Source organism: Pseudazoarcus sp. NS20 (genome assembly GCF_059703745.1).
Genome location: NZ_BAAKIY010000003.1, coordinates 329,801 through 342,355, shown reverse-complemented (window position 1 = coordinate 342,355; position 12,555 = coordinate 329,801). Strand labels below are relative to the sequence as shown.

Genomic DNA, 12,555 nt, shown 5'->3' with positions numbered 1-12,555 from the left:
AGCAAGCGGCCATCGATTGTTCCATTGAGGGAGAGAGTTCAATGACGATTCGTTCCACCAGCCAAGCCATGCTGCGCGGCCCATCGGCGCTGCTGGTCGCCGCGTTGCTGCTGGGCAGCTCGGCTTGCGCACAGAACGTGCAGCTGGATGTGCCTTACGTGCCCACTGCTTATGACACGGTTCATCGCATGCTCGAACTGGCCGACGTGCAACCGGACGACAAACTCATCGACCTCGGATCCGGCGACGGGCGAATCGTCATCCAGGCCGTTCGTGACTGGGGCGTGCGGGGTGCCATCGGCGTCGACATCGACCCCGAACGAGTTCGCGAGGCCAACGAAAACGCCCGTGAGGCCGGCGTTTCCGACCATGTCGAATTCATCCAGGGCGACCTGTTCGAGATGGATTTTTCGGAAGCTACAGTGTTGACCATGTATCTGCTCAATACCATCAACGTGCGCTTGCGCCCCATCATCCTCGACACCCTGAAACCGGGAACGCGCGTGGTGTCTCACGCCTTCACGATGGGCAACTGGCAGCCCGATGCCACCGTTCAGACGCGCGGGTTGCAGGCGTTCATGTGGATCGTTCCGGCCAAGGTCGAGGGCGCGTGGCAAATCCGCCATGCCGACGGCTCGGAGCAACTCGTCACCTTCAGCCAAACCTACCAGCGCATTGATGGCGAGTACGAAATCGAAGGCAATGCCCACCGTATGACCTTCGCAGCACTGCGAGGGGATGAAATCCGTTTCAGCGCACGCGGCAAGCATTACATCGGCACGGTGGATGGGAACACCATCACGGCGCTGGCAGGCCCTGGCACCGTCGAGAAATGGGCCGCCACCCGCCAGTGAGCGATGTCGGCCGGTGGCTCTGCAGCCCGTTCGAAGCGAGGGCTGTGGAAGCCTAGGCGGAGTTGCGTATACTCGCCAGCGCACCGTGACTTTGCGGTGAGCGTGCCCGTCACGGAACCATCATGAGCGAACCGGCCCACCCCATGCACGACGACAGCGCGGTCTATCAGACCCTGCTCGAATCGACCAAAGCCATCCCTTGGCGCATCGATTGGAAAACCTTGTGCTTTACCTACATCGGGCCGCAGATCGAACATTTGCTCGGTTGGAAGCGCGAGAGCTGGACGAGCGTCGAGGACTGGGCCAGCCGCATGCATGCGGAAGACCGGGAATGGGTCGTCAACTACTGCGTGGCGCAATCGCACGCAGGCGTCGACCATGAGGCCGACTACCGCGCCTTGCGTAGCGATGGCGAGTACGTGTGGATTCGCGATGTGGTGCACGTCGAGCGCAATCCGGACGGCTCGGTCAAGGCGCTCATCGGCTTCATGTTCGACATCAGCGAGCGCAAGCGCAGCGAAGACCGCATCCTCGCGTTGCAACGCGAGCTCGAAGAGCTGTCGTTCAAGGACGGTCTCACCGGCGTTGCCAACCGTCGCATGGTCGATACGGTGCTGACGCGCGAGTGGTCCAGTGCACGGCGTGCGGCGCAACCGCTTAGCGTCATTCTTCTGGATATCGATTACTTCAAGGAATACAACGACCTGTACGGCCACCTTGCCGGCGATGACTGTCTGCGCAAAGTGGCTCGGGCGCTCGCCAATGCCGCCATGCGCCCGCGCGATTTCTTCGGTCGCTTCGGTGGCGAGGAGTTTCTGGTGGTGCTACCCGAAACCGATCGCGAGGCGGCACTCAAGGTCGCAGAGCGACTGCGCACTGCAGTGATCGACCAGGCCATTGCGCATCGAGGTTCCACGGTAGCCCCGCATGTCACGATCAGCCTTGGTCTGGGCACAATCGTTCCGGAGGGGCATGACGTTTTGGAATGCTTCCTAGATCAAGTCGACAAACTGTTGTACAAAGCCAAGCAGGCTGGCCGCAACCAGGCTCAGTGCACGCTGTAATTGCGCAGATGGGCAATACGGCGCTCATTCCGATGCCGCGTGAATTTTTTCCGGTGCCGTTGAATGTCTGAAATTGGCCTTGAGCGTTGTTTCACGGCATGATGCATGCGAATTGCAGGCATCTGGAATACGCCCTTCGAGTATGAAAATGACACTGGCCGCAGGCGGTTCGGCATGAAGAAAGGCATCGCAGCACTCTTCGTCGTGATGTTGGCGGTGGCCCTTGTCATGTCGGCCTGGGAGGCCCCTTTTGCCCCTTCCACAAGCCGCAGCCTGCGCGTCGGGCTGTACGAAAACCCTCCGAAGGTTTACACCAACGACAATGGCCAACCAGGTGGCCTGTTCGTCGAGATACTCGAGGCAATCGCCAAGAGCGAAGGCTGGCGTCTGAACTATGTACCTTGCGCCTGGCAGCGCTGCCTCGAGATGCTGGAGAACGGCGAACTCGACTTGATGCCGGATGTGGCCTTCACGGCTGAACGCGCTACGCGCCTGGACTTTCATCGCACCTCGGTCGTCAACAGCTGGTCACAGATCTACGCTCACCCCTTCCGCAACATCAATGGGCTCTCCGACCTGCAGGATGCCCGCGTGGCCCTGCTGCGCGGCAGCGTGCAATTCGGCTTCCTGCAGCAGTTGCTGGTGGGTTCAGGCATCGATTTCCGGCCGGTGATCGTAGATTCGCTGGAGCAAGGCTACGAGGCCGTCGAACGTGGCGATGCCGATGCGGTGATCACCAACAGCTTCTTTGCCGCACGCAATGGTGCGAACTATCGCCTGGTGGAAACGCCCATCGTCTTTCTGCCCTCGACGCTGTACTTCGCTGCCCGCAAAGGCGCCGAGCCGGAACTGCTCGCCCGCATCGACCATCATTTGGTGCGCTGGCGTCGTGATGGCAATTCGGTGTACTTCAAGGCTTTGCAAAATGCCATGGCAGCACCGCCGGAAGTATTGATGCCACGCTGGGTACAGATGTCGCTCACGGGACTGGTGGGCGGCCTCCTGCTGCTGGTGGCGGCCAGTATGTTGCTGCGCCGTCAGGTCGATGTGCGCACCCGTCAATTGCGCGACAGCGCAGCCGAGCTGGAATTCGAACGCGCCAATCTTGAACGCCAGGTCGAGCAACGCACGGTGGAACTGCGCCTTGCCAAGGAAGAGGCCGAACGCGCCAGCCGTGTGAAAAGCGATTTCCTGGCCAACATGAGCCACGAGATACGCACGCCGATGAATGCCATCCTCGGCATGCTTTATCTCGCCCTCAAGGGCGACCTCCCCCCGCAGCTTCGCAATCACCTCAACAAGGCGCAGGGTGCGGCCCATTCGCTGCTGGGCATCATCAACGACATTCTCGACATCTCGAAGATCGAGGCCGGAAAGCTCGAGCTGGAGCAGATCGAGTTCGGCCTCGACAGCGTGCTGGAACAACTCGCCGACGCGGTGAGTTATCAGACCGAGCACAAAGGCATCGAATTCCTCATCCGTTATGACCCGGCGATTCCTCCACGCCTGATCGGTGACCCGCTGCGCCTCGGCCAGATTTTGCTCAATCTGTGTGGCAACGCAGTGAAGTTCACCGACAAGGGTGAGGTCGAGCTGGCGTTTCAGGCCGTCGAGACACAAGGCGAAGCCATCACCATCAAGATCAGCGTGCGTGATTCAGGCATCGGCATGACGCCCGAAACACAGGCACGTCTGTTCGAGAAATTCTCCCAGGCCGATCAGAGCACCACTCGTCGTTTCGGCGGCACGGGTCTTGGTCTGGCGATCTGCCGCAGCCTCGCCGAGATGATGGGGGGGCGCATCTGGGTGGAGGAATCTTCCCCCGGCAAAGGCACCACCATGAGCTTCACGGTGCAACTCGGCGTGGCCGTGCAGGCGCAAGCCCGCCAGACGGAACTGCTCGAACAGGTCGGGCCGTTGTTGAGAGGCATCCGTGTTCTGGTCGTTGATGACAACGATGTTTCGCGTGAAATCCTCGCCGAGATGCTGCGTTTTTTCCAACTGGACGTCAGCAGTGCTCACAGCGGTGCAGAAGCCATCGCGATGCTGCAGGAGAACCCCTACCCCCCCTGGGATCTCGTGCTGATGGATTGGCGCATGCCCGCCATGCACGGGGATGAGGCCACACGCCGCATCCGCGCCGACATGTCGATCAAGCATGCACCGAAGATCGTCATGGTCACTGCCTACGGGCGCGAGGAAGTCGTGCGCCTCTCGGAGCAGGCCGGCGCGGATGGCTTCCTGATCAAACCCGTCTCGCCGTCGACCCTGCTCGACACTATCCTCAGCGTATTGGGGCGTGGGCGCATCTTGGGGCGAGAGCAACCAGACGGCCTCCCGCGGCTGCCTGAACTTACAACCTCGGGCAACCTCGCTGGCGCACGCGTGCTGCTGGTCGAAGATAACGAGATCAATCGCGAATTCGCCATCGAGTTGCTGCGCAGCGAAGGCATTGAGGTCGAAGAAGCCGTCAACGGTGCCGAGGCCGTCGAACGGCTGCGCCAGCCCGGCTTCGACGCCGTGCTGATGGATATCCAGATGCCGGTCATGGACGGTCTGGAGGCCTCGCGCCGGATCCGCGCACTTGGCCAGCAAGCAGGCTTCGAGCACCTCGCCGAACTGCCCATCATTGCCATGACGGCCCTGGCGATGAGCAGCGATGCCGACGCCTCCAGCCGTGCCGGCATGAACGACCACATCACCAAACCCATCTCGCCCGACCGGCTGATGGCCGTGCTCGCACACTGGGTTCGCCCGCCCTCCGGCGCCCGCCCCCATGCGGCCCTGCCACGCGGAGGCAGCACCATCCCGGACGATTTCGCTCGGCTGACAACGCTGGATGCCCACGACGGCATCCGCCGCATCGGAGGCAAGCCCGATGCCTACCTGCGCCAACTGCGCCGCTTCCGCGAGCACTACGCGGGCGCAGTAAATGAGCTGCAGACGCTGATCGAGACGCGCGGGCCGCGTCATGCCGAGGCCTTCTGCCATGCCTTCAAGGGCGTCAGCGGCAACATCGGGGCCGTGCGTCTGCATGAACTGATCAGCGAAGTCGACCAACAACTCAGAAACGACCGGCAACCGGATCCAGGCGTGTTGAACGAGGCGCGTGCGCTACTCGACGCCACTCTCGTAGAGATCGACCTGCTCGCCGCTGCCCGGCCAGATACCTCACACGAGCCGTCCGCGCAGCCGCTCGACGAGGCGCAGCGCATTGCCCTGCTCGACCGCCTGGCCCATGCGCTTGAACACGATCTCGGCGCAGCCGAGCCGCTGCTCGCCGAGTTGCGCGCCGGGCTGGCTGACACGGTGCTCGCCGATCAGGTCAAATCCCTCAGCGAACGCGTTGACGTGTTCGATATCGACGGCGCACTCTCGCTGCTGGCCGATCTTCGCCAAGCCAACATTCCCGACCCGCAGAACCCATGACGCCCTCCTCTCCAGATCATCGCCAACGCATCCTGATCGTCGACGACGTGCACGAGAACCTGCACGCCCTGATGAGCGTCCTGCGTGATGACTACGCCATTCTTGCGGCCACGTCGGGTGAAAAGGCACTGGAGTTGGCCCGCCGCTATCCGCACCCGGATCTCATCCTGCTCGACATCCGCATGCCTGGCATGGACGGCTATTCGACCCTGTCGGCACTGAAGCTCGACCCGCAGACCGCAAACATTCCGGTGATTTTCGTGTCGGCCCTCAACGAGGCAACGGATGAAGCGCGCGGCATTGCGATGGGCGCAGTCGATTACCTCACCAAGCCGGTCAACCCCGATCTTCTGCGCATACGTGTGCGCAACCACCTCGAATTGCACGACATTCGCCGCAACCCGGTGATGTTCGATATCGCCGCTTCCAACGAACGCAAACATGCGCCCTCACTGCTGGTCGTCGACGATGTCCCGGAGAATGTGCATGAATTGCTCGAAGCCTTGCGCGACCAATATCGGGTGACTGTCGCCAGCAACGGAGCCAAGGCGCTTGAAGCCATCTCCGGCCCGACTCCACCCGACATCATGCTGCTCGACGTCGTGATGCCGGACATGGATGGCTACGAGGTGTGCCGGCGCATCAAGGCTACCGCCACCGGTGCGCGCATACCGGTGATCTTCGTCACGGTCATCGACAATTCACAGCAGAAGGTTCGCGGCTTCGAGCTCGGCGCAGCCGATTACATCACCAAGCCCTTCGACATCGATGAGGTACGGGCCCGCATTCGCCATCACCTCGAGCTGTCGCAACTTCGGCGCTTTCTCGAAGATCTGCTGTCGCAGCGCACCACCATGCTGCGGGTGAGTGAAGAGAAATACCGCACGCTGGTGCACCGTGATTCGCTCACGGGCCTGCCCAACCGCGTGCTGTTTGCCGAGTTGCTGCAGCACGCCGTGCGTAATGCCGACCGCAGCCAGGTGCCCTTCGCACTGCTGCTGCTCGACCTCGATAATTTCACTACCATCAACGAGAGCCTGGGCCACAGCATCGGCGATCAGTTGCTGATCGAGGTGGCACGTCGCTTGGGCTCCTTGCTGCCCGAGGGCGACACACTGGCGCGTGTGGGTGGCGATGAGTTTGACCTGCTGCTGGAACTGCCCGAAGGCACGCCATCATCCGATCTGCGTGCCCAGCAGATGCTCGACGCACTGAGCATGCCGTTCAACGTCGCCGGCAAAACCATTTACGCCAATGCGAGCATCGGCATCGCCCTGTACCCCGGTGATGGCCACGATGCCGAGACGCTGCAGAGCAACGCCAACGCCGCGCTGCATCAAGCCAAAGTGCAAGGGCGCGGCATGATGCGTTATTTCTCGCCGGAGATGTCGGTGCGTGCGCATCAGCGCCTCACGCTCGAAGCCGATCTGCGGCAGGCCATCGAGCGCGGTGATCTGCGTCTGCACTATCAGCCTCAAGTGGATGTGCGTACCGGAAAGGTCGCCGGCATCGAAGCCCTGGTGCGCTGGGAGCATCCCGAGCGCGGCATGATTTCACCCGGCGAATTCATTTCCTTCGCCGAAGAGAATGGCATGATCGTGCCGATCGGCGCCTGGGTGATGAATGAGGCCTGCCGTCAGATCCGGCTCTGGCTCGACGCCGGCATGAATGTGCCGCGTGTCGCCGTGAACATCTCTGCGGTCGAGCTCGCGCGCGGCCAACTGCCTGCAGCGTGGCGCCATGCCTTGGCGCAAAGCGGCGTGCCCGCCGAGCGCTTCGAGCTCGAGCTGACCGAAACAGCCGTGATCACCGACCGCGCGCATTCCTTCGACACGGTCAGCCAGCTCAAGGCGCTTGGCTTGCATATCGCCATCGACGACTTCGGAACAGGCTATTCGTCGCTCGGCTACCTGCAGCAACTCGATGTGGATACGCTCAAGGTGGACATGTCCTTCGTCGCCGGCATGACCCGCAACGAAGGCAATGCCTCCATCGTCAAGGCAGTCATCGCCCTGGGGCACAGTCTCGGATTGAATGTGGTGGCGGAAGGCGTTGAAACGCTCGAACAAGCCCTGCGGCTGCGAGAATTGCAGTGCGACATCATTCAAGGCTATCTGATCAGCCCGCCGTACCCCGCAGAGCGTATGTCGCAGTTCCTCGGCGAATTCCAGCCGCTGCTGATCGAGCCCTGACGGGCCGCCTCAGAACCCGCTCTGCAACTGCAGCGGCACGGCGTGGCCCATGGCCTCGCCCATGCGGATGACGCGCTCCGGCCCCCAGTCAGCGGCAAACACCATGGTGTCGCGCGGGAAGAGCATTACCACGGTAGAGCCCAGCAGAAAGCGCCCCATCTCATCGCCGCGCGCCAGCGTGACTTCGCCGGCACTGTACGACCATTCACGCACCACGCCCGGTCGCGGCGGATTGACCACCCCATGCCAGACGGTGGCCATGCTGCCCACGATGGTGGCCCCGACCAGCACCATGGCAAACGGACCGTTTTCGCCATCGAAAATGCACACTACGCGCTCGTTGCGGGCAAACAGGCCCGGCACGGCGCGCGCCGTGAGGGGATTCACCGAAAACAATTCACCCGGTACGTGGATCATGCGGCGCAGGATGCCCGCGCACGGCATGTGGATGCGGTGATAGTCGCGCGGGCTGAGGTACAGCGTGGCGAACATGCCGTCGTGAAAACGTGCAGCCAGTTCGCGGTCGCCGCCGAGCAAGGCGGTGGCGGTGTAGCCATGTCCCTTGGCCTGAATCAGCCGCTCGCCGTCCAACGGCCCGCACTGGCTGATGGCACCGTCCACCGGACACAGGAAATCCGCATCGGCCAGCGGGCGCGCATCGTCACGCAACGGGCGCGTAAAGAACTCGTTGAAGCTCTCGTAGCGAGCGGTATCCGGCTCGACGGCCTCGCTCATGTTCACCCCGTAACGTCGCACGAACCAGTTGATCACGGTGGTGGTGGCTGCGCCGCCTCGCAAGCCCGCAAGCCGCCCCATCAACTGCGTGAGGGCTTGTTTGGGCAACAGGTACTGCGGCAGCACGGCAAGGCGGTCGGACACGGACAGCTCCGGTAAAACTAAATGGGACGGCGATTATATCCGTCCCCCGAGCCCGGCCCCAGGTTCCTGACGCCCAATTGGCGCATTTCAAATGCCATTTATACGTGCTAGTCTTTGAATCACTCAAATCACCGAGCCCGCCCATGCAGCTCAATCGCTTCACCGACTACGGATTGCGCGTTCTGATGTATCTCCACGCACTGGACGAAGACGAGCGCGTTACCACCGAAAGCATTGCCAAGCGCTTTGATATTCCGGTGAACCACCTGAACAAGATCGTCACCCGCCTGTCCGGCCAGGGCTGGGTGTCTTCGCGCCCCGGGCGCAACGGCGGCATCCGCCTCGCCGAGCTCGACGAGCCCTTGCTGTTGGGCGACGTCCTGCGTGAACTGGAGGGCCATGCGTCGCTCGTAAACTGCAGCGAGCCGCCCTGCCCCTTGCGTGGCAATTGCCAACTCAAACATGTGCTCGACGAAGGGCGCGAAGCCTTCTATGCACACATGAACAAGCACTCGTTGCCTGATCTTGTGGGCCCGCCCACGCAGGCTCTGCTGCAACGCCTGCGTCAGGCAACGCCGTTGAACAAGAGCCCTGCATGAAAGCCCTGCAAAACTGGCTGCTCGCCTTCAAACCTGCGCGGCTTCAGGCCGACCGGGTCGAGCGCATTCGCGCCTGTGTCGGCGCTTTGATCGGCATTTTCGTGACCGGCATCAGCAGCTTCTGGCTGATCGGCAATACACCGCAGCTGCCGATGCTGATTGCACCGCTGGGCGCCTCTGCGGTGTTGCTGTTCGCCGTGCCGAACGGTCCCTTGGCGCAGCCGTGGCCAATCGTGGGGGGCAACACGCTTTCTGCGTTGGTCGGTGTGACCGCCTTGATGCTGTTCGACGACGTCGCGGTGGCCGCGGCCGTCGGCGTCGGCGGCGCCATAGCCCTGATGTTCCTCACCCGCAGCCTGCACCCGCCGGGTGGCGCGGTGGCGCTGGCCACCGTACTGGGGGGTGACGCGGTGCTGCAGCAAGGCTATTACTGGGCGCTGGTCCCCGTCGGGCTGGAGTCGTTGATGCTGCTCGCCGTCGGCTTGCTCTACAACAATCTGACCGGGCGCCGCTATCCCCCTTTGCCGGCCAGCCCAAAACCCGAAGCACACCCCAGTACCGACCGGCCGCCCGGCGAGCGCTTGGGCTTTACGCAGGAAGATCTGGAGGGAGTGCTGCAGCGCTACAAGCAGGTGCTCGACGTCAGTCCGAGCGAATTGCAGATCATCCTGAAGCAGACCGAGCTCGCTTCATGGCGTCGGCGCATGGGGGAAATCCTGTGTGGTGACATCATGTCACGCGACCTTGTCACGGCAACTTCCGACACCTCGCTCGAGGAAGCCTGGGCCCTGATGAGTTCCCGTCACGTCAAGGCTTTGCCGGTGGTGGACCGCGAGAGCCACGTGGTCGGCATCGTGACGCTGGTGGATCTGCTCAAGCGTGCCGGCACCCACTATTTTGAACAGAGCGACGAACCCGTCTCCGCCCCCCTGCAGCACGACCGGCAAGCTCGGAACACCGTCGGCACGGTCATGTCGCGGGCCATGGAAACCGCTGAGCAGAACGACCACATCGCCACGCTGGTACCCAAACTCTCGGACGGTGGGCGACACCACATTCCCGTGATCGATGCAGAGCAGCGGCTGGTCGGCATGGTGACGCAATCCGATCTGGTTGCCGCCCTGTATCACGGCAGCGACACACAGCACTGAAACCCATTCAGGAGAATGTCATGACCGAAGAAGCCAACGACAACACGCCGCTCACCGATGCCGAGTTGGTCGAGCTGTTCAATACCCTGCTCGAATGCGAACGTGCCGGCGTGAAGGTGCTCACCGAATACGAGAAGGACTTCACCGAAGACCCGTCGGCGGTCGAATTGATCGTCGCTTCGCGCCGCGACGAGGGCAAATACTGTCGCTTGATGTTCGGCTACCTGAAGGAACTCGGCGCCGAAATCAGCCCGAACACCGGTTCGTTCGCGGAGAAGGCGCTGGCTGTCGAAGGCAAAGCTGAGCGCCTGGCATTCCTCAACCGCGGTCAGGGCTGGGTAGCGCGCGAGGTCGGCAAGGCCTTGCCGCGCATTCCCTACGCCCACATGCGTGAAGGGCTGCAGGAAATGTACGAAACCCACCGCGACAACATCACCCGTACCGAGAATCTGATCGAGCAGCTCTGAGCACGGCACGGCGGTTTTCACAGCACGCGGCAGCGCGCTTTCGCGCGTGTAGCGGGCGCCCCCTCCGGGAGCTTCGCGCCAAATCGAAGGTACGCCAGAGCGCTGGCAGAGCCGTGCAGCGGACGACGCTGCAGGCTCGTGCTATCCTTCGCGCCGCGCGCCGGTGGTGAAATTGGTAGACACGCTGGATTTAGGTTCCAGTGCCGCAAGGCGTGGGGGTTCGAGTCCCTTTCGGCGCACCATCAATATCTTCTCTCTGCACAAGATGCCGGTCTCTTGCGCACTATGTCCAAAGTAATAGATAATCCGCTGCGAATCGGCCATGAAGGCGGTTTCGCGCTCTGAACTCTAGCGCCAGCCTCCGGTCGTAACTTCTCTCTCTCCTTCCCGCTGCGGCCCATTCCCCACCCCCGGTCGCCAGCCTCCATGGGAAGGATAGTTCGGGGCGGCCTCATGGCCGCCCCATTTTTTTGTAGGGCCCGAACTGCTCGGGGCGCCTCGACTCGTCAGGCGTCGAACGGTTTCGGCATCTGCGCCGCCAACTCCTGACGGCGCGCCGTGGCCTTCCCCAGCAGCGCGAACCCGAGCAGGCGTCCATCGGCCGATTCGAACAAGGCGCTGACGCCTTCTTCATCCTCTTCGACACGCCACGCGCCTTCGGCTTTCGGTGACGGCGGGCACACCACCGTTGGACAAGCCGGGGTTTTCACCATCACCGGCATGGCCGGGTAGATCACCTCGGTCGGCGTACCGGTGAGCGTGGCTGCAAGTGCCCGTGCCTGATGCATGATCGGCATGACGAAGGGCAGATTGAGCCCCGCCACTTCGGCGCAGTCGCCCACTGCATGAATGTGCGGCACGCTGGTGCGCAGGAAGCGGTCGACCACAACGCCACGTTCGACCTTGCAGCCCGCCGCTTCGGCCAGCGCAGTGCGCGGACGCAGACCGATTGCCGACATCACCACATCGGCCTTGAGTGTGCTGCCGTCGTCCAGGCGCACCCGCAGGCAGCCGTCGGCCTTATGCACCGTCTTCACGCCTGCCTGGAGGCGAAACAGCACGCCAGCGGCCTCCATGTGGCGGGTGAAGAAGCCTGCCGCTTCGGGCGGCAGCAGACGTCCGAGCGGCCGATCAGCAACATCGACCACAGTGGGCCGAATCGAGCGCGCCAGCACGTCGTTGGCAAACTCGCAGCCGATCAGGCCACCACCCAGCAGCACGACATGCTTGGCATCCACCAAGCGCTGGGTGAATGCAGCAAAGTCGTCGAGATCATTGACCGAAAGCACCTCGTCCGCGCCGTCCCCTTCTAGCGGCAGACGAATCGGGTCCGCCCCTAGAGCCAACACGAGCTCATCCCATCGCACCACGCCGCCATCGGACAACACAGCCTTGCGGGCGCTCACATCAAGGCTGCTTACCTCGCTGCGCGCATGGATCTCGGCCACCAGGTCCTCCGCCATGGTGGTGCTGGACTTCATCACCAGACTGGCCGGCGTCTTGTTGCCGGACAAGGCGTTCGACAGCATCGGCTTGGAATAGGAATCCGCGCCATCGCGGCTGATGAGGACAAGCCTCGACTCCTTGTCGAGTTTGCGCAGCTCGCGCGCGACGCTGTAGCCGGCCATGCCGGTGCCAATGATGAGTACGGTACGTGCCATGCGACGGAACTCCATGCTGTTTCAAATGCCTGACTTCCACGTCGGCAGCGCGGCGCGCTCAGCGCCGTGCGGCAGAAATGGCTCGACATGTTAGGCCGCAGCCGGCTTCGATGCACGCGTGCTGCCCGCAGGCTCCTTGAGTACGGCGAACTGGACGCATGCAAAACCTTGAATATAAACATCCTTGATCAAGGTCAATGGCACTTGAAAGCCTTTCCGATAGGCTTCACCGCGCTCGTGAAAGTGAGGTTCGCAGTAC

The 12,555-nt window shown here is 62.5% G+C and carries 9 protein-coding genes and 1 tRNA gene; 8 read left to right on the top strand and 2 right to left on the bottom strand.

Annotated elements, in window-relative coordinates:
* Positions 1-41: 41 nt before the first annotated feature.
* The 4 genes from AC6H0W_RS10335 (at position 42) to AC6H0W_RS10320 (ending at position 7,539) form a co-directional block, all read left to right on the top strand.
* Complete coding sequence (locus tag AC6H0W_RS10335; protein ID WP_497577071.1) at positions 42-854, top strand: SAM-dependent methyltransferase; 813 nt, start codon at positions 42-44, stop codon at positions 852-854.
* 122 nt (positions 855-976) lie between these two features.
* Positions 977-1,918, top strand: coding sequence for a GGDEF domain-containing protein (locus tag AC6H0W_RS10330; RefSeq protein WP_497577070.1), 942 nt, complete (start codon positions 977-979; stop codon positions 1,916-1,918).
* A gap of 174 nt (positions 1,919-2,092) precedes the next feature.
* Entirely contained in the window at positions 2,093-5,347 is a 3,255-nt protein-coding gene (locus tag AC6H0W_RS10325) for a response regulator (protein ID WP_497577069.1), read from the top strand.
* Positions 5,344-7,539 carry an EAL domain-containing response regulator gene (locus AC6H0W_RS10320; protein WP_497577068.1) on the top strand — a complete coding sequence of 732 codons (2,196 nt, stop codon included), beginning with the start codon at positions 5,344-5,346 and terminating at the stop codon, positions 7,537-7,539. Before AC6H0W_RS10325 ends, AC6H0W_RS10320 begins: the two co-directional genes overlap by 4 nt.
* A gap of 9 nt (positions 7,540-7,548) precedes the next feature.
* Here the strand turns inward: AC6H0W_RS10320 and asd are convergent, their stop codons facing one another.
* Positions 7,549-8,418, bottom strand: a complete 870-nt coding sequence (asd, locus tag AC6H0W_RS10315; protein WP_497577067.1) for an archaetidylserine decarboxylase — start codon at positions 8,416-8,418, stop codon at positions 7,549-7,551.
* A 143-nt stretch (positions 8,419-8,561) separates the two neighbouring features.
* Between asd and AC6H0W_RS10310 the strand changes: the two genes are divergently transcribed.
* From AC6H0W_RS10310 to AC6H0W_RS10295, 4 genes are all read left to right on the top strand, one after another.
* Positions 8,562-9,017, top strand: a complete 456-nt coding sequence (locus tag AC6H0W_RS10310) for an RrF2 family transcriptional regulator (protein WP_497577066.1) — start codon at positions 8,562-8,564, stop codon at positions 9,015-9,017.
* Complete coding sequence (locus AC6H0W_RS10305) at positions 9,014-10,168, top strand: HPP family protein (protein WP_497577065.1); 1,155 nt, start codon at positions 9,014-9,016, stop codon at positions 10,166-10,168. The genes AC6H0W_RS10310 and AC6H0W_RS10305 overlap by 4 nt, the downstream gene beginning before the upstream one ends.
* 20 nt (positions 10,169-10,188) lie before the next feature.
* The gene (locus AC6H0W_RS10300; protein WP_497577064.1) at positions 10,189-10,635 is read left to right on the top strand and encodes a DUF6306 domain-containing protein; all 447 of its coding nucleotides are present in this window, start codon (positions 10,189-10,191) and stop codon (positions 10,633-10,635) included.
* A 157-nt stretch (positions 10,636-10,792) separates the two neighbouring features.
* Positions 10,793-10,877 (top strand) — tRNA-Leu (locus AC6H0W_RS10295).
* A 264-nt stretch (positions 10,878-11,141) separates the two neighbouring features.
* Here the strand turns inward: AC6H0W_RS10295 and AC6H0W_RS10290 are convergent.
* Positions 11,142-12,296: an NAD(P)/FAD-dependent oxidoreductase gene (locus AC6H0W_RS10290; RefSeq protein ID WP_497577063.1), complete on the bottom strand. Its 1,155-nt coding sequence runs from the start codon at positions 12,294-12,296 to the stop codon at positions 11,142-11,144.
* Positions 12,297-12,555: the final 259 nt, after the last annotated feature.